General features: G+C 72.8%; 20 protein-coding genes. 10 read left to right on the top strand and 10 right to left on the bottom strand.

Translation table 11 applies throughout. The annotated features are described in order from the left end of the window. Position 1: 1 nt before the first annotated feature. Complete coding sequence (locus O7618_RS14950) at positions 2-1,438, top strand: ATP-binding protein (RefSeq protein ID WP_278106705.1); 1,437 nt, start codon at positions 2-4, stop codon at positions 1,436-1,438. Between the two features lie 6 nt (positions 1,439-1,444). On the opposite strand, the gene O7618_RS14945 is transcribed toward O7618_RS14950, so the two are convergent. The 4 genes from O7618_RS14945 to O7618_RS14930 all read right to left on the bottom strand — a co-directional run bounded on the left by O7618_RS14945 (position 1,445) and on the right by O7618_RS14930 (position 5,565). Then, positions 1,445-2,395: a TAXI family TRAP transporter solute-binding subunit gene (locus tag O7618_RS14945; RefSeq protein ID WP_278106704.1), complete on the bottom strand. Its 951-nt coding sequence runs from the start codon at positions 2,393-2,395 to the stop codon at positions 1,445-1,447. Positions 2,396-2,452: 57 nt separating this feature from the next. Next, positions 2,453-3,109 (bottom strand): hypothetical protein, encoded by a 657-nt coding sequence (locus O7618_RS14940; protein WP_278106703.1) that lies wholly within the window; start codon positions 3,107-3,109, stop codon positions 2,453-2,455. 97 nt (positions 3,110-3,206) lie between these two features. Continuing rightward, a complete protein-coding gene (gene yaaA / locus O7618_RS14935; RefSeq protein WP_278106702.1) occupies positions 3,207-4,010 on the bottom strand; it encodes a peroxide stress protein YaaA in 804 nt (267 codons plus the stop codon). A gap of 16 nt (positions 4,011-4,026) precedes the next feature. After that, positions 4,027-5,565 carry a hypothetical protein gene (locus tag O7618_RS14930; RefSeq protein ID WP_278110017.1) on the bottom strand — a complete coding sequence of 513 codons (1,539 nt, stop codon included), beginning with the start codon at positions 5,563-5,565 and terminating at the stop codon, positions 4,027-4,029. Between the two features lie 171 nt (positions 5,566-5,736). Between O7618_RS14930 and O7618_RS14925 the strand changes: the two genes are divergently transcribed. Beyond that, positions 5,737-6,771, top strand: coding sequence for a phosphatase domain-containing protein (locus O7618_RS14925; protein ID WP_278106701.1), 1,035 nt, complete (start codon positions 5,737-5,739; stop codon positions 6,769-6,771). 225 nt (positions 6,772-6,996) lie between these two features. Here O7618_RS14925 and glgB read toward each other — a convergent pair whose 3' ends face one another. The 5 genes from glgB to glgA all read right to left on the bottom strand — a co-directional run bounded on the left by glgB (position 6,997) and on the right by glgA (position 13,595). Further along, positions 6,997-9,099, bottom strand: coding sequence for a 1,4-alpha-glucan branching protein GlgB (gene glgB / locus O7618_RS14920; protein WP_278106700.1), 2,103 nt, complete (start codon positions 9,097-9,099; stop codon positions 6,997-6,999). After that, complete coding sequence (locus tag O7618_RS14915) at positions 9,087-11,183, bottom strand: alpha-1,4-glucan--maltose-1-phosphate maltosyltransferase (RefSeq protein WP_278106699.1); 2,097 nt, start codon at positions 11,181-11,183, stop codon at positions 9,087-9,089. The genes glgB and O7618_RS14915 overlap by 13 nt, the downstream gene beginning before the upstream one ends. A 115-nt stretch (positions 11,184-11,298) precedes the next feature. After that, positions 11,299-12,027 (bottom strand): class I SAM-dependent methyltransferase, encoded by a 729-nt coding sequence (locus O7618_RS14910; protein WP_278106698.1) that lies wholly within the window; start codon positions 12,025-12,027, stop codon positions 11,299-11,301. A gap of 143 nt (positions 12,028-12,170) precedes the next feature. After that, complete coding sequence (locus O7618_RS14905; RefSeq protein ID WP_278106697.1) at positions 12,171-12,296, bottom strand: hypothetical protein; 126 nt, start codon at positions 12,294-12,296, stop codon at positions 12,171-12,173. A gap of 93 nt (positions 12,297-12,389) precedes the next feature. Then, on the bottom strand, positions 12,390-13,595 hold the full coding sequence (gene glgA, locus O7618_RS14900; RefSeq protein ID WP_278106696.1) for a glycogen synthase: 1,206 nt from the start codon (positions 13,593-13,595) through the stop codon (positions 12,390-12,392). Positions 13,596-13,689: 94 nt separating this feature from the next. Between glgA and glgC the strand changes: the two genes are divergently transcribed. Continuing rightward, positions 13,690-14,922, top strand: a complete 1,233-nt coding sequence (gene glgC, locus O7618_RS14895) for a glucose-1-phosphate adenylyltransferase (RefSeq protein WP_278106695.1) — start codon at positions 13,690-13,692, stop codon at positions 14,920-14,922. A gap of 37 nt (positions 14,923-14,959) precedes the next feature. After that, positions 14,960-16,600 carry a phosphoglucomutase (alpha-D-glucose-1,6-bisphosphate-dependent) gene (gene pgm / locus O7618_RS14890; protein ID WP_278106694.1) on the top strand — a complete coding sequence of 547 codons (1,641 nt, stop codon included), beginning with the start codon at positions 14,960-14,962 and terminating at the stop codon, positions 16,598-16,600. 4 nt (positions 16,601-16,604) lie between these two features. Here the strand turns inward: pgm and O7618_RS14885 are convergent, their stop codons facing one another. Then, positions 16,605-17,534, bottom strand: a complete 930-nt coding sequence (locus O7618_RS14885) for an NAD(+)/NADH kinase (protein ID WP_347405376.1) — start codon at positions 17,532-17,534, stop codon at positions 16,605-16,607. A 144-nt stretch (positions 17,535-17,678) separates the two neighbouring features. Between O7618_RS14885 and O7618_RS14880 the strand changes: the two genes are divergently transcribed. The 6 genes from O7618_RS14880 to O7618_RS14855 all read left to right on the top strand — a co-directional run bounded on the left by O7618_RS14880 (position 17,679) and on the right by O7618_RS14855 (position 24,876). Continuing rightward, positions 17,679-19,115 carry a hypothetical protein gene (locus O7618_RS14880; protein WP_278106693.1) on the top strand — a complete coding sequence of 479 codons (1,437 nt, stop codon included), beginning with the start codon at positions 17,679-17,681 and terminating at the stop codon, positions 19,113-19,115. 447 nt (positions 19,116-19,562) lie between these two features. Next, on the top strand, positions 19,563-20,630 hold the full coding sequence (locus O7618_RS14875) for a glycosyltransferase family 4 protein (RefSeq protein ID WP_278106692.1): 1,068 nt from the start codon (positions 19,563-19,565) through the stop codon (positions 20,628-20,630). 754 nt (positions 20,631-21,384) lie between these two features. Continuing rightward, positions 21,385-21,777, top strand: a complete 393-nt coding sequence (locus O7618_RS14870) for a glycosyltransferase (RefSeq protein ID WP_278106691.1) — start codon at positions 21,385-21,387, stop codon at positions 21,775-21,777. Between the two features lie 23 nt (positions 21,778-21,800). After that, positions 21,801-22,511 (top strand): class I SAM-dependent methyltransferase, encoded by a 711-nt coding sequence (locus O7618_RS14865; RefSeq protein ID WP_278106690.1) that lies wholly within the window; start codon positions 21,801-21,803, stop codon positions 22,509-22,511. Between the two features lie 29 nt (positions 22,512-22,540). Next, complete coding sequence (locus tag O7618_RS14860) at positions 22,541-23,611, top strand: hypothetical protein (protein WP_278106689.1); 1,071 nt, start codon at positions 22,541-22,543, stop codon at positions 23,609-23,611. Beyond that, positions 23,608-24,876, top strand: a complete 1,269-nt coding sequence (locus tag O7618_RS14855; RefSeq protein WP_278106688.1) for a hypothetical protein — start codon at positions 23,608-23,610, stop codon at positions 24,874-24,876. Before O7618_RS14860 ends, O7618_RS14855 begins: the two co-directional genes overlap by 4 nt. Positions 24,877-24,944: the final 68 nt, after the last annotated feature.

The following is a 24,944-nucleotide window of genomic DNA, read 5'->3' as shown; positions in this document are numbered from 1 at the left end:
GGTGCGCCGCCGGCTGGTGATCAGCTACCTGCTGCTGATGGTGCTGGTGCTGTTCGCGTTGGAGACCCCACTGGCGGTCACGCTCGCCTCCCGGGAGACCGACCGGGTGCGCGCGGACCGGCTCGCCGACGCCACCCGCTTCGCCTCGCTCGCCGGCCCGGCGCTGCGCGGTGGCAGCCCCGGCCCGCTGGGCGGCGAGTTGGCCGCCTACGACGACCTCTACCGCATCGGCGCGGCCGTGGTGGACCGCGACCGTCGCACCGTGGCCGCCTCGGCCCGGTGGGATCCGGGCGGGGGCACCGGGCCGGCGGTCGACACCGCGCTGTCCGGGCAGCAGTTCAGCGGCCCCGAGTCGGTCTGGCCCTGGGCGGCCGGGCCGCTGGTGACCGCCGTGCCGATCAACGACGGCGGCGAGGTGCTCGGCGCGGTGGTCACCACCACCCCGGCCGGTCCGGTGCGGCGCACCGTCACCATGTGGTGGCTGATGCTCGCCGGCATCGGCCTGCTCGCGGTGCTGGCCTGTGTCTCCACCGCGTTCGGGTTGGCCGGTTGGGTGCTGCGCCCGGTCACCGAGCTGGACACCGCGACCCACGAGATCGCCGAGGGGCGCCGCACCGCCCGGGTCCGGCCCCGGCTCGGCCCGCCCGAGCTGCGCCGGTTGGCGACCAGCTTCAACGACATGGTCGACGCGGTCTCCGACGTGATGGACCGGCAGCGGGCCTTCGTCGCGCACGCCAGCCACCAGCTCCGCAACCCGTTGACCGCGTTGCGGCTGCGGGTGGAGGAACTGGGGCCCAGCCTCACCGACCCGGACGGCCGGGCCGAGCACCGGCTGGCGCTGGAGGAGACCGACCGGCTGGCCACCGTGCTCGACGCGCTGCTCACCCTGGCCCGGGCCGAACGGGAGGAGAACCAGCGGGTCACCGTGGACGCCGGTGCGGTGGCCGCGTCCCGGGTCGCGGCCTGGCTGCCGCTGGCCCGGCACCGGGAGGTCGCCCTGCGGCTCGACCCGGGCGACGCGCCGACGTACGCGCGGACCGTGCCGACCGCCATCGACCAGGCCCTCGACGCGCTCATCGACAACGCGGTCAAGTTCAGCGGCGCCGGGGGAGAGGTGACGGTGACCGTCCGCCCCACCGCCGGCGGGACGGAGCTGACCGTGCGGGACACCGGCCCCGGCATGACGGCCAGCCAACTCGACCAGGCCACCGAGCGGTTCTGGCGGGCCCCGGACGCGCAGAACGTGGACGGGGCGGGGTTGGGGCTGACCATCGCCGCGGTGCTCGTCGACGCGTCGGACGGCCGGCTCACCATGCGCCAGGGCGAGTCGCGGGGGCTGGTCGCCGAGCTGTGTTTCCCGGCGCCGCCCGAGGATCCGGCCGATCCGGACGACCGCACGGACACGCCGGAGCGCCACGGCGAGCCGGTCGGCCGCTGAGCGCGCTCACGGCTTGGTGTCGCGGTACCACTGTCCCGCGCCCGGGTGCAGCGGCAGCGGGGTGGTCACGATCGCCGACCGGGGGCTCATCCGACCGGCCGCCGGATGCGCCGCGGCCAGCTCCTCGCGCCGGTCCATCAGCAGCCGCGTCAGGTCTCGCACCAGCGCGGTGGGCAGGCCCGCGTTGACGATCAGGTAGTTCGGGTTCGCCACCGTGCTGACCGGCTCCGCCCGGTAGACCGAACGGGGAATGTCGCGGGTCACGTAGACCTGCCCGTACGCGCGGCGCAACGGCTCGGTCCAGTCGCCCAGCTCGACCATCCGCAGCGAGGTCCGCTGGGCCAGGTCGGCGACGCCGCGTACCGGCAGGCCGCCGGAGAAGAAGAACGCGTCGATCCGCCCCTCGCGCAGGGCGGTCACCGAGTCGTCCAACCCCAGGTGCTCCTGGCGTACCCGGTCGCCGCCGAGCTGCGCCACCGCGAGCAGCCGGGTGGCGGTGACCTCGGTGCCGGATCCGTCGGCGCCCACCGAGACCCGCCGGCCGCGCAGGTCGGCGAGCGTCCGCACCGGGCCACCGGCGGTGGTCACCAGGTGCAGCAGGTCGTCGTAGACCCGGGCCACGGCGAGCACCCTCGGATGCTCCGGCTCGCGGGGCGGAAGCACGTCGGCCTGGGTGAACCCCAGCTCCGCGTCGCCGGCGCCGACCAGCCGGACGTTCTGCGCGGAGGCCGCGGTGACCAGCACCTCGGCCCGGACTCCGGGCAGCTCCCGGTTGAGCAGGGCGGCCAGCGACTGGCCGAACGCGTGGTAGACGGCGGTCGGGCTGCCCGTGGCGATCCGGATCCGCACCGGCTCGGCGGGTTCGTCGCGGCAGCCGACCAGGCCGGCGACGAGCAGCAGCAATGCCAGCGGGGCCGCGGCCCGGCACCGGCCGCGGGCAGACCAGGGTCGGCTCACGGGAGGCACTCTGCGCCGTGCACCCGCCACCGCGCAAGCCCGCCCGCCCGGCGGCGGTCAGCCCAGCGTGGCGCTCTCGGTGATCCGGGCCCGGTGCTCACCGTTGGGGACGCTCACCAGGAAACAGCCCGACCCCGGCCGCAGCACCGCCGGCACCTCCAGCAGCGCCGCGCCGCGCACCAGCACCGCCGCCAGGTCGCGGTCGGCCAGCCGGATGCCGAGGCAGTGCCGGCGTACGTGCCGGCCGCCGGCGAGCAGCGCCGCCCGCCAGGCCGAGGCCGCCAGCCGGGGACGCCACAGCCGGCGGGCCGTCGAGGCGCCCGGCACCGGACCGCCGAGCAGCTCCCGGCGGCCCTGCCGCCAGCCGGCCGCCAGCAGATTCGCGTACGCCGAGCGGTGTTCCCGGGGCACCGACAGCCGGTGCAGCTCGTAGCGGCGGCGCAGGCCACCCGTGGTCAGCTCGTGCTCCACCGGCACGTCGAGCCGGCGCAGCAGCTGCCGCATCCGGCGCGCCGCGTCCTCCCGGTTGAACTCGGCGATGCCGCCCCGGTAGGGACCCACGTCGATCCGGCGGAGATCGGCGGCCGGTGGCGGCGTGCAGCGCACCAGGCAGGCGACCTCGAACGCGTCGGCCAGGGTCAACCAGTCCAGTGGCGGCGGGGGCGGCGACGACGGGCGGGGCCGGTCGAGCAGCGTGGTGGGCTCGGAGAGCATCGGCACAGCTCCTTGGTCGGCGTGGTGGTGCCTCTACCGTGGCCTGCCACGCCGGGCCGGGGAACCGCTGCGCCCGAGCCTTGAGCAAAACTTGCGCTCAGAGGTCGGCGACCACCACGTCGACCTGCCGGGGCCGGCCGGCCGCCCGGGGCGCCTCCTCGACCGTGTACTTCAACTCGCGCAGCGCCCCGACGAGCGCGTCGGCGGTGCGCGGCCGGGCGCCGGCGAGGAGCAGGTCGCGCACCAGCCGGCCCTTGGTGGCCTTGTTGAAGTGACTCACCACCGACCGCACCGGCGCCCCGTCGACCGTCCGCTCGTGCAGCACCCGCACGGTCACGGTGCGCTCGGCGAGCGCCCCCCGCGGCGTCCAGGTGGCCGCGTACGCGCCGGAGCGCAGGTCCAGCACCGGCCCGCGGCCGGCCGCCGTGGTCATCGCCGCCCCGAGCGCCGCCCGCCAGTACGCCGACAGCGCGCCGACGCCCGGCAGCCGCGCACCGACCGGGCAGCGGTAGGGCGGGACCCGGTCGGCGAGCCGCACCGCGCCCCACAGGCCGGAGCTGATCAGCACCGACCGCCGGGCGGCCCGCTCCGCCGCGGCCGGCAGGCTGCCCAGGTCGAGCGCCTCGTAGAGCACCCCGGTGTAGAGCCGCCCGGCCGGCGTGGTGGCCGCCGCCCGCAGCCGCGCGTTGCGTCGCAGCTCGCCGCGCTGCCCCTCGCTCAGACCCAGCGCCTCGCGGGCCGCCGCCTCGTCCGGGCCGGCGCAGAAATCCACGAGCGCGGCCAGCACCGCCTCCCGGGCCGGGTTCAGCTCCGACAGCGACAGCCGGGACAGGTCCAGCCGTCGGCCGGCGCCGGCCTCGGCCTTGCCCTCGGACGGGGGCAGCAGGATGAGCACCGGCACAGCGTACGGGCCGGGTTCAGCGCCACGGACGCACGGCACGTTCCGGGTGGTACACGCGACTCCCGGCGACCTCGGCCACCACCGCCGCGTCCGCCCGGTCGCCCAGCAGCCGGCGCAGCACGCGTTCCGCCGGCGACCCGACCGCCACCACGTAGCCGGGTCGCACCGCCTGCCCCACCCGCCGCCAGTACGCCGGGTACCGGTTCTGCCCCGGTGTGAGGTTGCCGTCCAGCACCCCGCAGGCCACCGCCTCACCGGTGTTGAAGGTCAGCCGGTTGCAGGTCCAGTAGTCCCCGTACACCTCGTGCAGGCCGGCCTGCCGCACCGCGTCGGCGAGCCGGCGGGCGGACCGTTCCTCGGCCCGTACCCCCGGCACGCCGGCCAGGAACAGAAGCGTGCCGGCCAGCGCGGCGACGGTGAGCCCGGCCAGCACCGCGCCGGCCGCGGCGCCGCCCAGCCGGGCCGCCCGGGACGCGGTCGCCCGCAGCGCGTGCGCGGCGGCCAGCCAGAGCGGCCAGAGCACCGCCGGCAGCGAGATCTGCAACACCGACAGGTAGCGGGCGTCCCCCAGCGGGTCGGTCGCGGCGAGCGGGCTGCGCACGTACGCCAGCAGCGTCACCGCCGCGCCGGCGACCAGGGCGAGGATCGCGACGGCCCGGACCCGCGCGGCCGGATCCACGGCCCGGCGGTACGCGACCACGCCGAGCCCGGCGGCGGCCACCAGCAGCACCGGGTAGAGCACCCCGAACCACCGCGCCCAACTCGCGCAGCCATCCATCGGGCACAGCCCGGAGGCCAGCGGCACCCCCTCCAGCAGCCCGCCGTGCAGCCGCTCGGCCACCGACGGGGTCACCCCGTCCTTCGTGCTGATCTCCCGGAACACGGACAGCGAGTCCTGCCCGGGCGGCGCCACGACGTTGTCCTTTACCATCGGCGCGATCCCGACCGCGAAACCGGCCACCAGCAGCACGCCCGGCCAGCCGACCAGGTCCCGCGGGGCGGCCAGCACCAGCGCCACCACGGCCACCAACAGGTAAGGCGCGATCAACCAGTCCGACCAGAGCGCCAAGCCGGCGAGCAGCCCGAACGCGCCGGTGGCGACCCAGCGGTGCCGGACCCGCCGCTCGCCGAGCGCGACCGCGATCAGCAGCAGCGCCAGCACCGCGGGCTTGACCTCGGGCCGGCCGCCGACCACGGTGAGCTGGTCGCGGACCACCCGCTCCGACCCCAGCGCCAGCAGGCCCACCACGACCACGGCCAGCCATCCGGAGAAGAGCCGCCGGGTCAGCCGGTACGCCAGCCACAGGAAGGCCGCGTACAGCGCGAGCAGCGGCAGCCGCAGCAGCGGCCAGCTCGCCCCGCCGACGCCCACCAGCGGTGCGGCCAGATACGACTCCAGCACGCCCATGTAGTGCTGCCCGTAGAGGAAGACCGGCCGTTCGTGGCCGCCGGCGATGTGCAGGGCGGCCAGGCCGAACGTCGCCTCGTCGCTGTTCGAGGCGGGCACCGTGAGCAGGGTCAGCACCAGCCGGTAGCCGACCCCCGCCGCGCCCATCAGCAGCGCCACCAGCGCCGGGCGGTCCGGGTTGCGCCCTGCTGTCGACACGACCCACGCCCCCGTCGTCGCCTGCGAACGCAGTGTGACACGCGGGTGACCCGGTGTCGGGGTGGATCGGTCCAGATCACTCGCGTGGCCGGGCTCCGCCGGTTGTGGCAGTGTTGCTACGTGCCACCCACACCACCGGACCAGCTCGCCGTGCCCCCGCTGCACCGGGCCGCGCGCATCGAGGACGCGCTGCACGGCCTGGTCGAGCGCCGGCTGCGGCGCACCGGATGGCAGCCCAACATCATCGCGTACGCCGGGTACGGCGCCCCCGGCTGGGCGCGGGTGCTCTGCCGGGTGCTGCTGGGCCGCCCGGACCGCCGCGACCGGCTGGAGAAGGTGCGCGGCTGGCGTAGCTTCGCCACCCTCCCGGCCAAGCACGCCCAGGTCAGCATCGAGGTCAACGGCGTCCGCCAAGAGGTGACGGCGGACCGGAGCGGCTTCGTGGACACCGTCGTCAAGGGCGACTTCACCCCCGGCTGGGGCTGCGTGCGCCTCGCCGTGGCCGACGCCGAGCCGGTCGAGGCGCTGGTCCGCATCCTCGACCCCACCGTGCGCTTCGGCATCCTCTCCGACATCGACGACACGGTCATGGTGACCGCGCTGCCCCGGCCGATGCTCGCCGCGTGGAACACGTTCGTCCTCGACGAGCACGCCCGCACCGCCGTGCCCGGCATGGCGGTGCTCTACGAGCGCCTGGCCACCGCCCACCCCGGCGCGCCGGTCTTCTACCTCTCCACCGGCGCCTGGAACGTCGCGCCGACGCTGACCCGGTTCCTGTCCCGGCACCTCTATCCGGCCGGGCCGCTGCTGCTCACCGACTGGGGGCCGACCGCCGACCGCTGGTTCCGCAGCGGCCGCGAGCACAAGCGGGCCACGCTGGCCCGGCTGGCCCGGGAGTTTCCCGAGGTGCGCTGGCTGCTCATCGGCGACGACGGGCAGCACGACCAGGAGATCTACCGGGAGTTCGCCGCCGCCCACCCGGACAACGTGGCGGGTGTGGCGATCCGGCGGTTGTCGCCGACCCAGTCGGTGCTCGCCGGCAGCCTGCCCGCGCCGGCGGGCCGTTCCTCGTCCGGCCCGGTGGGCCAGAAGTGGCTGAGCGCCCCCGACGGCGCCGGCCTTTGGAAGCTCCTCCGCGAAGCCGACCTCGTCTGACCCCCCTCCCGCCCCGCGCCGGCCGGTGGGGTGGTCGGGTGGCCGGGTGGGGCTCGGGTCAGCGGGTGGCTTTGCCGGAGGTGAGCGAGAACCGCGAACGACGTCACGTTGGGTGATGCGCCAGGGAGAAGAAACCCGGGGGGGTTATACCTCTGAGGCATAAATATGCCTCAGAGGTATACCGGCCACAAGTGATGTGTCGTCGAACCGCGCTGACGGGACGTGTCAGTCCTGGCAGAGCCAGAGCACGCCCAGCGGCGGCACCCGCAGCGCCGCCGACGCCGGCATCCCATGCCACGGCACGTTCTCCGCGTGCACCGCGCCCAGGTTGCCCACCCCCGACCCGCCGTAGTGGTGAGCATCGGTGTTCAACGCCTCGGTCCACGTCCCGCCGGCCGGCAGGCCGATCCGGTACTCCTCCAGCGGCCCCGCGGAGAAGTTCGCCACGCACACGAGGGTCCGGCCGTCGGGGGCGATCCGGATGAACGACACGGTGTTGTTGGCGACGTCGTCCCCGGCGATCCAGCGGAAGCCGGCCGGGTCGGTGTCCTGCGCCCACAGCGCCGGGGTGTCCCGGTAGGCGCGGTTCAGATCGGCGACCAGACGCTGCACGCCGGCGCGGGCCGGGTCGTGGGTGAGATACCAGTCGAGGCCGCGCTCCTCGCTCCACTCGCGGTCGTCGGCCAGCTCGCAGCCCATGAAGAGCAGCTGCTTGCCGGGGTGCGCCCACATGTACGCCAGCAGCGCCCGCACCGTCGCCAGCCGCTGCCAGGTGTCGCCGGGCATCTTGCCCGCGAGGGATCCCTTGCCGTGCACCACCTCGTCGTGGCTGATCGGCAGCACGTAGTTCTCGCTCCACGCGTACGCCAGGGAGAACGTGAGCTGGTGGTGGTGGTGCTGGCGGTAGATCGGGTCCTTCGAGGTGTAGAGCAGGGTGTCGTGCATCCAGCCCATGTTCCACTTGAGCCCGAAGCCCAGCCCGCCGTCGGAGGTCGGCCGGGTCACCCCGGGCCAGGCGGTGGACTCCTCGGCGATCATCAGCACGCCCGGGTGGTGCCGGTAGACGGTGGCGTTGACCTCCTGGATCAGCGCGATGGCCTCCAGGTTCTCCCGGCCGCCGTGCACGTTCGGGGCCCACTGCCCGTCGGAGCGGGAGTAGTCGAGGTAGAGCATCGAGGCGACCGCGTCGACCCGAAGCCCGTCGACGTGGAACTCGTCGAGCCAGTAGAGCGCGTTGGCGACCAGGAAGTTGCGCACCTCGTTGCGGCCGAAGTCGAAGACGTACGTGCCCCAGTCGGGGTGCTCGCCGCGGCGTGGGTCGGGGTGCTCGTAGAGCGGGGTGCCGTCGAAGCGGGCGAGCGCCCACTCGTCCTTGGGGAAGTGCGCCGGCACCCAGTCGAGGATCACCCCGATGCCGGCGGCGTGCAGCCGGTCGACCAGATGGCGGAAGTCGTCCGGGCCGCCGAAGCGGGCGGTGGGGGCGTAGTAGCCGGTGACCTGGTAGCCCCAGGAGCCGCCGAACGGGTGCTCCATCACCGGCAGGAACTCCACGTGGGTGAAGCCCATCTCGGTGACGTAGGCGGTCAACTGCTCGGCCAGCTCCCGGTAGCCGAGGCCGGGGCGCCACGAGCCGAGGTGCACCTCGTAGACGCTCATCGGCTCCTCGTGCGGCTGCCGCGCCGCCCGGCGTTCCAGCCAGCCCGCGTCGTCCCACTCGTACCGGGAGTCGTGCACCACCGACGCGGTGGCCGGCGGGACCTCGGTGCGCGTCGCCATCGGGTCGGCCTTGTCCCGCCATCGCCCGTCCGCGCCGAGGATGCGGTACTTGTAGCGGCTGCCGGCCGGCACGTCGGGCACGAAGATCTCCCACACGCCGCTGGAGCCGAGTGAGCGCATCGGCCAGCCGTCGTCCGGCCCCCAGCCGGTGGCGTCGCCGACCACCCGCACGCCGCGCGCGTTGGGCGCCCAGACGGTGAACGCCACGCCCTCGTCGAAGACCCGGGCGCCGAGCGCGGCCCAGAGCCGCTCGTGGCGTCCCTCGCCGATCAGGTGCAGGTCCAGCTCGCCGAGCGTGGGCGGATAACGGTACGGGTCGTCGAGCGTGGCGCCGTCCACCTCGACCCGGTAGTCGAGCACCTCGCCGGGGAGCACCGCCTCGAACACGCCGGCGTCGTGCACCCGCTTCATCGGGTGTCGCTCGCCGTCGACCAGCAGCGTCACCTCGCCCGCGCCCCGGCGCAGCGTCCGGATCGTGGTGCTCCCGTCGGCCGGGTGCGCGCCGAGCACGGCGTGCGGGTCGTACGCCTCGCCGGCGATCAGCTGGTCCATCGTGCGTCGTCCTTCTCGGCCGGTGCGGTGGGTGCGGTGCCGCCGGAGAGGTCGGCGGGCACGTCTTCCACGGTCAGGTCGGGCGTGGCCGGGTGCGCCGGCTCGGGTGCGGCCGGCGGCGCCGGGCGGCGCACGGTGAGCACGTGCGCCGGTTGCAGGTACGGGTCGAGGCGCACCGCGTTGCGCTGCCCCCAGTCGTACTCCGCGTCGGTCAGCTCGTCGCGCACGGTGAACCGCTCGTGCCAGTCGAAGCCGAGCGCCGGCATGTCCAGGGTGGTGTTGCCCCACTGCACGGCGCGGGAGTCGAACGAGCAGACCACGATCACCGTGTTGCCGGTCTGGACGTCGTGCTTCGACCAGCACAGCAGCGCCGGGTTGTCGATGTCGTGGAAACGCAGGTTGCGCAGCCGGTGCAGGGCCGGGTTCTCGTTGCGGACCCGGTTGAGAGTGGTGACGAACGGCGCCAGCGACCGCCCGCGCGCCAGCGCGGCGTCCCAGTCGCGGGGGCGCAGCTCGTACTTCTCGTTGTCCAGGTATTCCTCCGCGCCGGGACGGGCGACGTGCTCGAACAGCTCGAAGCCCGCGTACATGCCCCAGGAGGGGGAGAGCAGCGCCGCCAGCACCGCCCGGATCTTGAACATCGGCGGCCCGCCGTGCTGCAACGACGAGTGCAGGATGTCGGGCGTGTTGGGCCAGAAGTTCGGCCGCATCCAGTCGGCGGAGGCGACCAGCTCCTCGCAGTACTCCCGCATCTCGGCGGCCGTCGTGCGCCAGGTGAAATAGGTGTACGACTGGGTGAAGCCGATCTTGCCGAGCCCGTGCATGATCGCCGGGCGGGTGAACGCCTCGGCGAGGAACAGCACGTCCGGATCGACGCTCTTCACCTCGGCGATCAGCCAGTGCCAGAAGTCGAACGGCTTGGTGTGCGGGTTGTCGACCCGGAAGATCTTCACGCCCTCGCCGACCCAGTGCAGCACCACCCGCAGCACCTCGGCGCGGATGCCCTCCGGATCGTTGTCGAAGTTCAGCGGATAGATGTCCTGATATTTCTTCGGGGGATTCTCCGCGTAGGCGATGCTGCCGTCGGCCCGGGTGGTGAACCACTCCGGGTGCTCGGTCACCCACGGGTGGTCCGGCGCGCACTGCAACGCCAGGTCCATCGCCACCTCCAGGCCCTGCTCGGCGGCGGCGGCGACGAAGTCGCGGAAGTCCTCCGGCGTACCCAGGTCGGGGTGGATGGCGTCGTGGCCGCCCTCGTCGGCGCCGATCGCCCACGGCGAGCCGACGTCGTCGGGCCCGGCGGTGAGCGCGTTGTTGCGGCCCTTGCGGTTGACCCGGCCGATCGGGTGGATCGGCGGCAGGTAGAGCACGTCGAAGCCCATCGCGGCGACGCCGGGGAGGCGGTCGAGCGCGGTGACGAACGTGCCGGAGCGGGCCGGCGCGTCGGCGGTGGCCGCGACCGCGCCCTCGGATCGGGGGAAGAACTCGTACCAGGCGGAGAAGAGCGCGCGCGGCCGGTCCACCCAGAGCGTGCGCTCGTCGCCGGTGGTGACCAGCTCGCGCACCGGGTGCGCCCAGAGCAGCGGGGCCAGGTCGAGCGCCGCGCTGACCCGACGCGGCAGGCTCTGGGCGTCGTCGGTCAGCGCTCGCGCGGCCTCGCGTACCCGATCGCGGTCGGCCTTCGGCACCAGGTCGAGCGCGGCGGTCAGCACCCGCGCGCCCTCGGCCAGGTCGTTGGCCAGCTCGGCCGGGCCCTGGCCCGCGGCGAGCTTCTTGGTCACCGCGTTCTGCCAGGTGAGATAGGGGTCCTGGAACGCCTCGACGGCGAACCGCCACTCGCCGACCGCGTCCGGGGTGATGGTGGCGTGCCAGCGGTCCTGGCCGGGCTCGCCGGGGCGCATCCGGGTGAACGGGCGGGCCGCGCCGTCCGGGCCGAGCCAGACCACGTTGCAGCCGAGCGCGTCGTGGCCCTCGCGGTAGGCCCGGGCCGACACCGGCACGACCTCGCCGACCACCGCCTTGGCCGGGTAGCGACCGCAGGCGACGACGGGGGAGACGTCTTCGATCGGGAACCGTCCAGTCACCCGCTCAACCTACTGCGCGAGATCCTCTCGCGCTCGGCGGCAACCGCCGAAGCACCGGATCGCGCCGTCGGTTGCCGTTGCCGTCGGTTGCCGTTGCCGTCGGTGGGTGGAACGTCTAGCCCGCCCGCTGCGCGACGAACACGAACTCCCGCCCGGGGCGGTCGGGTGCCTGGCGCACGTCGCGCACCCGGTAGCCGGAGGCGACGAGGCTCGACTCGATCTCGTCGCGGTCGCGGAACCGCAGCGTCGAGTCCGAGCTGAGCATCGCGCCGTCGGCGAGGAACCGGTACGTGAGGCGGACGGAAACGAGTGGCAGGTCGATGACGGTAACCTGGGAACGCCGTTCCACCCGACCGACGCCGGGCACGTCCCGGGTCTCCGGGCCGGTCTCGGCCGCCCACTCCTCCCAGGCGCGACGTTCGGGTCGCCGGGTCTCGAAGACGAGGTGCCCGCCCGGGCGGAGCGCGGCGTGGACGCCCCGGAGCATCCGCGTCCAGTCGGCGTCGGTCAGGAAGACCTGCGCCACGTTCCCGGTCATGGTGGCCAGGTCGGCGTCGAGCGCCGGCAGCGTCGTGGCGTCGCCGTGAAGCCAGCGGACCTGGCCGGCGTGGTCCTTGGCCCGTGCGACGTCGAGGGACGCCTCGGCCGGGTCGACGCCGACGACCGTGCGGCCGTGCCGGGCGAGCAGGACCGCCAGCGACCCGGCCCCGCAGCCGACGTCGAGCACCGTGCGCGCGCCCAGCTCGTCCGCGACCGCCAGGTAGGCGGCGAGGTCGTCCCGGTCGCCGTCGAACGCGTCGTAGACGGCGGCGAGGCGCGGATGGGCGAAGATCGCGTCAGGCATCCGGGGAAGCAATCCAGTGCGACGCATCCCAGCGACCGAGTTCGACGCGGTTGGTGTCGACTGCGCCGAGATCTTGGAAGATTTCGGCCCTTCTGAGGGCCGTCTGCTTCCAAGATCTGCTGTGGCGAGCGTCGCGGGCGGGATCAGCCGAGGTCGTACTCGGCCGGGCTGGTGTTGAGGACCCAGGCGAGCGGCATGGTCGCCCGTACGTCGTAGCGCTCGTCGTCGAGGCGATGCGTGGCGACCGTCTGCGCCGGGTCCTGCTCCACGATCCAGTATTGCGGGATGCCGACAGCGGCGTCAGGTCGAACACGCCGCCGGGCGACACCTGTTAAAAGGGGGCCCCGCCTCTACCAGAGGCGTTAAGCGGGGGCCCCTCCTTTCACCGACTCGTAGACGGCGAGCGTCTGGTCGGCGATGGCCGACCACGAGAAGTGCTCCACCGCGCGGCGGCGGCCGGCAGCGCCGAACGCGGCGATCCGCGCCGGGTCGGCCAACAGCTCGTTCATCCGGGCGGCCAGGTCGGCCACGAACCGCTCCGGGTCCAGCGGCGTGCCGGAGCCGTCGCCGGCCTGCTCGATCGGCACCAGCAGCCCGGTCTCGCCGTCCGCGACCACCTCGGGGATGCCGCCGGTGGCGGTGGCCACCACGGCGGTCTCGCAGGCCATCGCCTCCAGGTTGACGATGCCCATCGGCTCGTAGACGGAGGGGCAGACGAAGATCGTGGCGTGGGTGAGCACCTGGATCACCTCGTGCTTGGGCAGCATCGCCGCCACCCAGACCACGCCCGAGCGCGTCGCCCGCAGCTCGGCGGCCAGCTCCTCCACCTCCGCGCCGATCTCCGGCGTGTCCGGCGCGCCGGCCAGCAGCACGAGCTGGGTGTCGGCGGGCAGCTCGCGGGCCGCCCGCAGCAGGTAGGGCAGGCCCTTCTGCCGGGTGATCCGCCCGACGTAGACCACGCTGGGCCGGGCCGGGTCGATGCCGAGCCGGTCGAGCACGTCGGTGCCCGGGTCCGGGGCGTACTGCGCGGTGTCGATGCCGTTGTAGACCACCCGGACCCGGTCCGGGTTCACCTGCGGGTAGGCGGTGAGCACGTCGCGGCGCATGCCCGCGCTCACCGCGATGATCGCGTCGGCGGCCTCGAACGCGGTGCGTTCGCACCAGGACGAGAGCGCGTAGCCGCCGCCGAGCTGCTCGGCCTTCCACGGGCGCAGCGGCTCCAGGCTGTGCGCGCTCACCACGTGCGGCACCCCGTGCAGCAGCTTCGCGGTGTGCCCGGCCAGGTTCGCGTACCAGGTGTGGCTGTGCACCACGTCGGTGCCGGCGGTGCCGGCGGCCATCTCCAGGTCGACGCCCATCACCCGCAGCGCGGCGTTCGTGCCGGCCAGCCCGGCCGGTTCGGGGTACGCGGTGACGCCCGGCTCGTCGCGCGGCGCGCCGAAGCAGTGCACCCGCACCTCGGCGAGCCGGCGCAGCTCACGGGCCAGGTATTCCACGTGCACCCCGGCGCCGCCGTAGACCTCCGGCGGGTATTCACGGGTGAGCAGGTCGACGCGCAACGGTGCCATGCCCCGCACCCTAGTGCAGCGCGCCGGATCGCACCGGGTGCGCAAGTGTGCCGTCCGAGTGGTGAAGTCGCTGCGGGGTGGATAGCGTCTGACCATGGCTGCCAAGGTGCTCGCGATCGTCCTGGCCGGCGGGGAGGGCAAGCGCCTCATGCCCCTGACCACCGACCGGGCGAAGCCGGCCGTCCCCTTCGGCGGGATGTACCGCATGGTCGACTTCGTCCTCTCCAACCTGGCGAACGCCGGCTTTCTCAAGATCGTCGTGCTGACCCAGTACAAGTCCCACTCGCTGGACCGTCACATCACCAAGACCTGGCGGATGTCGACGCTGCTCGGCAACTACGTCACGCCGGTGCCGGCGCAGCAGCGCCGCGGCCCGTGGTGGTTCGCCGGCTCGGCCGACGCGATCTACCAGAGCTTCAACCTGATCAACGACGAGCAGCCGGACCACGTCATCGTGTTCGGCGCCGACCACATCTACCGGATGGACCCCCGGCAGATGGTGGAGGACCACATCGCCTCCGGCGCCGGGGTGACCGTGGCCGGCATCCGCCAGCCGCTGTCGATGGCCGACCAGTTCGGCGTGATCGAGGTCGGCGAGGACGGCAAGCGGATCCGGGCGTTCCGGGAGAAGCCCACCGACGCGGTGGGCCTGTCCGACTCGCCCGGTGAGATCTACGCCTCGATGGGCAACTACGTGTTCAGCACCCGGGCGCTCTGCGAGGCGGTCGAGCGTGACGCGGAGGACAAGACCAGCAAGCACGACATGGGCGGCAGCATCATCCCGATGCTGGTCGAGCGCGGCGAGGCGAACGTCTACGACTTCAAGGACAACGACGTGCCGGGCAGCACCGACCGCGACCGCGGCTACTGGCGCGACGTGGGGACGCTTGACTCGTTCTACGACGCGCACATGGATCTGATCAACGTGCACCCGGTGTTCAACCTCTACAACTTCGACTGGCCGATCTACACGGAACAGCCGCCGTACCCGCCGGCCAAGTTCGTCCACCAGTGGGGCGAGCGGGTGGGGCGGGCGGTCGGCTCGATGGTCTCGCCCGGGGCGGTGATCTCCGGCTCGCTGGTGGAGAACTCGGTCGTCTCGCCAAAGGTCAAGGTGCACTCCTGGGCGCACGTCGACGGCGCGGTGCTGATGGAGGGTGTCGAGATCGGCCGGCACGCGGTCGTCCGGCGGGCGATCCTGGACAAGAACGTCTACGTCCCGGAGGGCGCCGAGATCGGCGTCGACCTGGAGAAGGACCGCCAGCGCTACACCGTCTCCGACAACGGCATCGTCGTCATCGGCAAGGGTCAGCGCGTCGAGCCCTGACCGGCCCCACCCATCCATCTCCGAGGAGGATCCCGCAGTGGCCCACCCCCGTGCCGGGCAGCCCGCCGAGCCCGCCGACCTGGTCGACGTGCCCCGGCTGGTCACCGCCTACTACGCCGAGCACCCGGACCCGAGCGACCCGGCGCAGCAGGTCTCCTTCGGCACCTCCGGGCACCGCGGGTCGAGCCTGCGCAACGCCTTCAACTCCGACCACATCCTCGCGGTGACCCAGGCGCTCTGCGACTACCGGCGGGAGCAGGGCCTGGACGGGCCGCTGTTCCTGGCCCGGGACACCCACGCGCTCTCCGCGCCGGCCGAGGCGGACGCGCTGGAGGTGCTCGCCGCCAACGGGATCACCGTGCTGCGCGACAGCCGCGACGGCTACACCCCCACCCCGGCCGCGTCGCACGCCATCCTCACCCACAACCGGGGCCGCACCTCCGGGCTCGCCGACGGCATCGTGATCACCCCGTCGCACAACCCGCCGTCCGACGGGGGGTTCAAGTACAACCCCACCAACGGCGGCCCCGCCGACACCGACGTCACGAAGTGGATCCAGGACCGCGCGAACGCCATCCTCGCCGCCGGGCTCAAGGAGGTGAAGCGCATCCCGTACGCGCGGGCGCGCGCCGCGGACACCACCGGGGAGTACGACTTCCTCGCCCACTACGTCGACGACCTGCCCGCCGTGCTGGACATCGACGCGATCCGGAACGCCGGGGTGCGCATCGGCGCCGACCCGATGGGCGGGGCGAGCGTGGCCTACTGGGGGGAGATCGCCGAGCGGCACCGCCTCGACCTCACGGTGATCAACCCGGAGGTGGACCCGACCTGGCGGTTCATGACGCTCGACGGTGACGGCAAGATCCGGATGGACTGCTCCTCGCCGAACGCGATGGCCTCGTTGATCGCCGCCCGCGACAGGTTCCAGGTCTCCACCGGCAACGACGCCGACGCCGACCGGCACGGCATCGTCACGCCGGACGGCGGGCTGATGAACCCCAACCACTACCTGGCGGTGGCGATCGGCCACCTGTTCCGTACCCGGGACCGGTGGAGCCCGGCCGCGGCGGTGGGCAAGACGCTCGTCTCCTCCTCGATGATCGACCGCGTCGCGGCCGACCTGGGCCGGACGCTGCTGGAGGTGCCGGTCGGGTTCAAGTGGTTCGTGCCCGGCCTGCTCGACGGCTCGGTCGGCTTCGGCGGCGAGGAGAGCGCCGGCGCGTCCTTCCTGCGCCGCGACGGCAGCACCTGGACCACCGACAAGGACGGCATCCTGCTCTGCCTGCTCGCCGCCGAGATCATCGCCACCACCGGGCGCACGCCCAGCGAGCACTGGGCCGAGCTGGCCGGGAAGTTCGGCGCGCCGGCCTACGCGCGGATCGACGCGCCGGCCGGGCGGGCGGAGAAGGCGGTGCTGGCGAAGTTGTCGCCGGAGCAGGTGAGCGCGACCGAGCTGGCCGGCGAGCCGATCACCGCGGTGCTGACCAGCGCGCCGGGCAACGGCGCCGCGATCGGCGGGCTCAAGGTGACCACCGAGTCGGGCTGGTTCGCCGCCCGGCCGTCCGGCACCGAGGACGTCTACAAGATCTACGCCGAGTCGTTCCAGGGTCCGGAGCACCTGGCCCGGATCCAGGATGAGGCCAAGTCGCTCGTCGACGGCGTGCTCGGCACCTGACGCGTCACCGGGGCGGGGGCAGCTCACGGCGGTTGAGCTGCTCCCGCAACCCGTCGGGCAGCAGCTCACGGAGCTGGTCGGGCAGCAGCGGCAGATCCAGCAGGCTCAGCTTGAGCTGGTTGCGTTCCTGATAGCGGCGCGGGTCGAGGCGGACCACCTGACCGGCGTCGCGGACGTAGCGCACGTGCACCGAGCCGCCGACCGCCGCCTCGCGGATCAGCAGCCCGTCCATCTCCACCGCCACCGGCGCCGAGTCGGGACGCAGCTCCAGGTGCACGCTCTCGTGCGGGGACAGCAGCACCGAGCGGGAGATCCCGGCCATCGGGGCCGACGGCGTCACCACCAGCGCCTCCGTCGCCGGTGAGATCAGCGGGCCGCCGGCGGCGTAGCTGTACGCGGTCGAGCCGGTCGGCGTGCTCACCACCAGCGCGTCGCACCGGTAGTAGCCGTACCGTTGGCCGTCCACCGCCAGGGTGGCGGTGACGAACCCGGCGCCCGGCTGGCGGACGAGCGCGATGTCGTTGAACGCCACCACGTCGTCGCCGCACACGTCGCACGCCAGGCAGGCGTGCGACTCGACGGTGAAGTCGTGCGACACCAGCCGCTCCAACGCCCGCGGCAGGTCCGGCGGCTGCACCTCGACCAGGAAGCCCACCCGGCCCAGGTGCACCCCGAGCACCGGTTTCGGATCCCGTACGGCCAGCCGCAGCGCGCCGAGCATGGTGCCGTCCCCGCCGATGCTGATCAGCGCGTCGGAGTGGGCGGCCAACTCGTCGGCGGGCACCGCCTCCACCGACGCCGGCACCCGGTGCCGGTCCTCGGCGCGGACGGCCAGGGTCTTGCCGTGCCGGGCGGCCCAGCTCGCGATCATCTCCACCACCTCGGAGACGTCCCGGCTCGGATGCAACACCAGCCCGAACACGTAGCCCGCCACCGGTACAGCTCACCACATTTCTGGTCGGGCGGCGTGCGGACGGCACGGGTGCGGCACCGGCGGACGGGGATCCACCGAGGTCATTCCGACTTGCGAACGTGAATCCCCGACCTGTGGGTATTCGGTCGGATACGCTGCGCTGCTATGGCGATCCTGCATGCCCCATCCGCCCGTCCGGCTCCGGACGCCGGCGCACGGCGGAACGACCTGCCTCGGTACCTGCACAGCCTGGTCGTCGGCATGGCCTGGCTGATCGCCGGTGGTGCCTGCTTCACCCTCGACCACGCGCTGCCCGGGGAGTGGGACAACAACGCGCTGGTGGCGTTGAGCGGTCTCGCCATCGCCTTCGGTGGTTGGGTCTTCTGGCGACACGGAGGGCCCCGGATCACCGCGGTGGCCGTCTACAATCTGGCCTTCGCGGTCTTCATCGGGTTCGGCGGTCTGTACCACGGTCTCAAGAACGTCACGACGGACCCCGGCATCCCCCTGCTCACCACCGTCGCCGTCTGCTTCTTCAGTCACGTGCTCACCTGGATGCTCTTCTGGGGAACCGGTGCGCCCGCTGCGCCTCGCTCGGACGCGGCCCGAGCCGACGCGGGCACCGCGGGTTGGGCGGTCACCTTCGGGCTGGTGCTGCTCGCCATCGCCGTCGTGGCCTCGCTCGCCGCCCCGCAGAGCGTCTTCACTGTCCGGCCGGTGGGCTTCGTCGGCGTCGTGCTGGTGGCCACCGGGCTGCTGCGCGGACCGATGGGACGCTGGACGGTGTTGTGTGGCTCGGTCTGCGCCGTCACCTTCACCATCTACTTCTTCTACCTGTTCGACGGGTTCGGGCGCATCGTCATCGGAACACTGGCACTGGCACTGCTGGTCATCCTCGCCCATGGGGATCGGAGACCGCTCAGCAAGACGCTCGTGATCGTCGGTGCGGCGCCGGTCCTGCTGTTCCTCGCCGCGCTCCGGGCCGGCGGGGCGGAGTCAACAGTGGACAGCGATGGTTTCGGGTCTGCGGTGAGTCCCATGTCGGCGTTCGCGCAGCTCTGGCAGATGAACGCCGGCGGCACCCTGCCGCACAGCTCGGGGGGCACCTTCTTCGCCAGCCTGGTCGCGCTGGTCCCGCGCGGTCTGTGGCCGGAGAAACCAGCCGGATTCGGGTACGAACTGGTGTCGTACCTCGCGCCCCAACTGGCCGGCACCGGCCACTCGGTGGCGGCGCTCTGGCAGGGCGAGTGGTTGTTCAACTTCGGCGTGGCGGGGATGGTGGTGATGATCCCGGTCACGGGTCTCGCCGTCCGGGGCATCGACTGGTTCCTCGCCCGCGCCTCGGCCCGGCCCCTGACGACGCCGAGGGCGCTCGGGTGCTACGTCGCCGCCGTCCTCGCCGCCGTCGGCCTGTTCGATCTCGTCTGGGTGGGCGGCTTCACCTACATGACCAGGACCGGGCCCCGGTTGCTGGTGCTGGCTCTGCTGGTCGTGACGACGGCGTGGCTGACCCGCCGCCCGATGCCGCTGGAGGCCGCCGATCGGCGCTTCGGCCCGGATGCGTTCGACCGACGCGTGGCGGTGGAACGGATGCGGAAGTAACCGATCGTTCGCGAGATCGTTCTGTCATTGCGGGTGGCCCGTCACGGCCTGCTTCGCGACACGCAGTCAGCCCGCCGGCTCTGTCCCGGGCGCCCGCCGACGCCGCTTCAGCCGTCCGCCGATCCCTTACGGGAGTACCCATGCCAGGCCGTCCGTGCACGTTCGAGTCAGTCGCCGAGCGGCATCCGGAGGAGGTCGCCGATCAGCGGACGATCGAACGGGGCGGCACCGAGCTCCTCGCCAGGCGCCCGGTGGCCATCCTCCGGGTGTCCGGCCGTGCGATCGACCTCACGTCACATGGCTGCTGATCCGGCGGACGGCGCGTCCCAGCCCTACCGGGTGCTGGTGGCGTCGGCCTATTTCGAACCGGGATTTCGGGCGGGCGGCCCGGTCCGATCCCTGACGGCGCTCGTGAAGCGCGCCTCCGCGGACGTGAGCCTAACGATGGTGACCAGTGACCGGGATCTCGGATGTCGCACGCCCTATCCCGGGCTGTCCGGCCAGTGGGTCACCCGGTCCCGGTCCAACGTCTTCTACCTCGACCGTCGGAGCCCGGCCCAATGGCTCCGAATCTGGCGGTATCAGCGGCAGGCGGGGCCGTTCGACCTGCTGTACGTCAACAGTGTCTGGCAGCCGGTCTTCTCCCTGCTCCCGGTGATGGCGGCCGCGCTGCGGCTGGTCGCGGTCCGGCGTGTCCTGATCGCCCCGCGCGGCGAATTCTCCCCGGGCGCGCTGGGCATCCGGTCGCGCAAGAAGCGCATGTTCCTCGCGCTGTGGCGTCGAGTGCTCGACCGGCTGGACGTCGTCTGGCATGCCTCGAACGACCGAGAGGCGACGCAGATCCAGGAACTTGTCGGGGCCACGCGGATCGTCGTACGGGAGAACGAGACGCTGCTCCCGGCGGATCCGACACCTCCGGTGGACCACGGCGCCGACCATCTCCGGCTCGTATTCCTCAGTCGGATCACGCCGATGAAGAACCTGGATCTGGTGCTGCGCGCGCTCCGGTCGGTGACCGGTCCGCTGACCCTCGACATCTACGGACCGATCGACGACCCCCCGTACTGGCGGGAGTGTCAACGGCTGTGTGACGACCTCGCCCCCGGCACGCGCGTCCGCTACCGCGGGGTGTTGCGTCCCGGTCAGGTGCGCGAGACCTTGGCGCGCTACGACGCCCTGGTCCTGCCGACCCGGGGCGAGAACTTCGGCCACGTCATCGCCGAAAGTCTCTCGGCCTCTTGTGCCGTGATCTGCTCCGCGGACACTCCGTGGACCGAGGTCCTGACCGGCGGGGGTGGTGTCGTTCTGCCCGAGACGTCGGCGGCGGAGCTGATCCGGGTGATCGGTGACATGGTCGCCGGGGGCCCGGCCGAATGGTGGAACCAGCGGGTGCGCGCCGGCGCGGCGTACCGGGCCTGGCGGGCCGCGGACGACAAGCCGGGAGTGCTGGACCTGGTGCGCGCGGAAGCGTTCGTCGGCTCGCCCGGTCGGGCGACCGGGCGTGTGTACCGATAGCACGGCGGCCGGGGAACGGGAGAGGGGACGAGCGCAGTGGCAGAGGTGCTCTTCATCGTGGAGGTTCCGACGCCGTACCGGAATCCCGTCCTGGACGACGTGCACCGGGCGGGCCTGGACGTGTTCGCGATCTACCACCGCGACGACGCGGGACGCGGCTGGGGCTCCGCGACGCCCGCCCATCCCCACCTGATCCTCGACACCGGCCACTGGGCGAGGGTCATCGCTCTGGTAGGTGCCGCGCTCCGTCCCGAGCTGCGGGTCGTCTGCTGCTTCGGCTACGCCCGGGTGGCGAACGTCGTCGCCGTGGTCGTCGCGCGGATGCGGGGCGCCCGGGTGGTGATCCGGTCCGACAGCAACTGGCTCGACGAGCGACGACGCCCTCGTCTCCGGCGTGGGCTCAAGCGGCTGGTGCTGCGTGCGATCTTCGGCCGACGGGCCCGGGTGTGGACAGTGGGTGTCCAGAACGACAGGTACTGGGCGGAGTACGGGTTCACCGACCGGCACCTGATCCCCTTCGGCCTGCCGCGGCCGCCGGTCGCCGGCCCGGAGCGGGGGGTGGCGTTCCGGACGCGGCACGACCTCGGCAGCGGTTTCGTCATCCTGTTCGTGGGACGGCTCACACACGCCAAAGGACTGGATACCCTCCTCCGCGCGTTCGCCGCGTTCGACGACCCGGCTGCCCGGGTGGTGCTCGTGGGACAAGGCCCGCAACGGCCGCTCGTCGACCGGGGCCGCCGTCGCGGACCCGCGGGTGCGCGTCCTCGGCGCGTTGCCGCAGGACCAGCTCGGCTGCGCGTATGCGGCGGCCGACCTCTTCGTCCTGCCCTCGTGGTACGAGCCGTGGGGACTGGTCGTCGCCGAGGCTCAGGCCAACGGGTTGCGGGTCGCGGTCAGCGACGTCGTGGGGTGTCATGCCGACCGGGTCACGGCGGAGAACGGCTGGGTGTTCCCGGTGGGTCACGCCGGTCGCCTCACCGAGGTGTTCACCGAGGCGCGGGCGTTGTGGAGAGCCGGTCGGATCCGGGTGCCGGCCGCGCCCGCGCTCAATGTGGGGGCCGCGATGGCGGCCGACCTGCTGGCCAGGGGTGCGCGACGGGCGGCGGGGGTCGCCCGCCCGGACCTGGGCGCCGAAGTCATCGGATAGGAGAACGAGAGGTGTTGAGTGCGATGGGACGTCCATCGGTCCTGGACAGGGTTCGCGCGCGGGTGCCGGGCATGCCGCGCAGCGGACGGGAGGTACTGACCTCGCTGCAGGTGTTGTCCACGCTGCGTGCCAAGGGATGGCACCGTTCGGTGTCGGGCGGGGCGCCGAGCGGCCCCGACGGCGCTCCTCGTCCGTGGCTGACCTATGCGGCCATGAACTGGCTCGCCACCTACGTCGGCAGCCGGCATCGGGTGTTCGAGTACGGCGCGGGCTCGTCGACGCGATGGTTCGCTGACGCCTTGCGCGTACGGGAGATCGTGGCCGTCGAGCATGACGCCGACTGGGCGCGCCGGCTGCGGCAGCGGGGCGACGGTCAGGTGTTGCACGTGCCTTGCGACGGGACGTGGTGGGACGCGGACGAGGATGCGCCCTACGTCCGCGCCGTCGAGGCGGGCCGGCCCTGGGACGTGATCATCATCGACGGCATGGCGCGTACCACCTGCGCCCGGCTCGCCCCGCGCCATCTCACGCCCGCCGGGCTGGTGGTGCTCGACGACACCGACCGGCCCACCACACGACCCGCGGACCAGAGCCTCACCGACCAGGGCTTCGGCCGGCTCGACTTCTGGGGCTTCAAGCCGGGACTGGGCATCGACGCGTGCACGACCATCTTCAGCCGTGACTTCAACTCGTGGATGGTGCCCACGGCGTCCGGGACGGACGACGTCCGCTAGTGCTCCGCGCGCGGAAGGAGGCTCCGGACATGGGCGAGCGTGTGTTGATCGTGTCCCAGGACCACGAGGGACACCGTCTGATGTATGTCCGGCTCCTCGCCGGCGCGGCCTTGGACCGTGGCGACGAGGTGGTGCTCGCCCTCACACCGGCCGGATTCAGCTCGGAGGAGTTCCGGCTACACCTCGACGGGATAGCCGACAGGTGTCGGCAGATGACGCTCGGCGGCCCACCGTTGGCCGTGACCGACCTGCACCGGCGGGCTGTGCGCCACGGCTGCACCCAGGTCCTGGTACCGGACGGCGATCGGTTCGCCGTCCGGCTCGGCCTGCGTGGCTGGCCGGCGGGCCCGCCGGTCGTCGCACTGGTCACCCAGGACCCGCGATGGAACACCGACCGCCGGCTTCCGCTGCGGGCGCGGCTGTGGTTGAAGGATCTCCTCCTGCTCCGCGCCGGACGGCTGCGTCGGGTCCGGCTGCTGTATCTGTCGGATCACTCCGAAGCGGGCCGACGAGCTCGTCCGGCGGTGGCACCCGACCCGGTGTTCTTCGACGTCGCGGAGCTGGAGCCCCGTGCCCTGCGGCGGGAGTTCGGCCTACCGGAGGACCGATTCGTCTTCCTCGTCGCGGGAAAGGTGTCGGCTCGGAAGAATCTGCCTCTGGTGCTGCGGTGTGTGCTGCGGCTGGCGGACCAGCCGGTGGCCCTGTTCGTGTGCGGCCAGGTGGACCCGGTGGTGCGGGCGGAGGTGGAGCCGCTGCTGAGTCGGGCCAGGGCCGCCGGTCTACCGGTGGTCCTGCACGATCGGGTGCAGACCGACCACGGCCTCAACCGGGCGGTACAGGCCAGCGACTGCGTGGTCGTGGCCTATTCCAGTGATCAGATCAACTCGATGATGGCCAAGGGTGTCCGGGCCGGACGTCGGGTGGTCGTGGCCGGATCGGATCGGCTGATCGGGTGGGCGCGGAACCTCGGGGTGAACCTGTGCGGGCCACTGACCGAGGAATCGTTGACCGGGCTGCTGGAGAAGGCGACCGGCGCGCCGTCGCCCCTACCCCGCACCGACCTGGACAGCGGCGCGTTCGTCGAAGCGTTCCGACCGTGACCCGCCGCCGCGGCTTGGCGGCGCAGACCGTCGTTCTGATCGTCGCGGGAGCCGGCTCCCAGGCGCTGTACGTCGTGCTCGTCGCGTTGGTGGCGGGCCGGGCGGGACCTGCTGCGTTCGGCATGGCAGCCGGTGCGATGGGGGTGGGGGGCACGCTGGTCGGAGTGGTCGACTACGGGTTCAACGCGTTCTCGGTCCGCGAGTTGGCGGCCGGAAGGATCTCTCGGCAGATCTATTGGAACCGGCTGCGGGTGTTGTTCGCCGTGACGATCGGCGTCGCGCTGGTCATCGTGATCACGGGCGTGGCGATCGGGCGCTCGGACCTCGGCCTGATGGCCGCGTTGGTACTGCTCAGCAGGACCGCGGTCAACGGTGTGGCGGTTCCGCTGCGGGCCGCCCGCCGGGTGGTGAAGGTCGCCGTGGTCTTCCTCCTGGAGCGTCTGGCGGCCCTCACTCTCGCGATGGCGCTCCTCGCGACGAGCACCGTCAGCGCGGTGACGGTGCTGTGGTGGGCGCTGGCTGCCGGCGGGCTGGTGGCCGTCACGACCGGTGTGTTTGTCGGCGACCCTCCCCGGCCGCGGTGGATGCGGACGGGCCTGGCCGATCCGTGGCGGGCGACCGGGGGGTACGGCCGGTTCTCGCTCGCGGTCAGCGCCACCTCGCTGGACGTCACCCTGCTCGCGGCGACCGGCGGAAGCACCCAGGCGGGCATCTACAGCGCCGTGTCCCGGTGGACCCAGCCCGTACAGTTCTTCGCGCAGGCTTACTCGTCCGCCGCGGCACCGGCCATCGCGCAGGCATCGTCGTCCCGGGCCGCGTGGGACGCGGTACGACGGTCACTCTGGCTGCTCGGCGGGGCGGTCGTCAGCTGCGCCGCTCTGGTCGCGTTGGCACCCGCTGCGGTCTCCCTCGTGCTCGGGGACACCTACCGGCAGTCCGCCGGCGTGTTGACCGTTCTCGCGATCGGCGCCGCGGTGGTCGTGGTGAACCAGCCGCTCGCGACGTTCCTGCAGTCCCGGGGGCACGAGAAGGTGGTGGGTACGTGCACCGTCGGCACGGTTGCGCTGCAACTTGCCGGGGTGTGGCTGACCGCCGGCGCCCGGGGGGCCGCGTGGGCGTACGGGGTGGCTCAGCTCGCGCTGACGGCACTGCTCGGCGTCTACGCGCTGCGCCTGGTCCGGCGTCAGCGGCGCGCCGCTGACGGGGCGCCCGGGGCGGGCGTGCCGGAACCGGCGCTTGCCGACGTTCGGGGCGCCGGCCGCTGATCCGGATCCTCCGGTATTTGGACATTAGTCCCTTTGGTGACGTTTCAAACCGCGCCCTTGTTCGTTGG

Source organism: Micromonospora sp. WMMD980, from assembly GCF_029626035.1.
Taxonomy (GTDB): domain Bacteria; phylum Actinomycetota; class Actinomycetes; order Mycobacteriales; family Micromonosporaceae; genus Micromonospora.
Note: the sequence above shows the minus strand (reverse complement) of the source record. Positions and strands in the feature narration are given on the sequence as shown.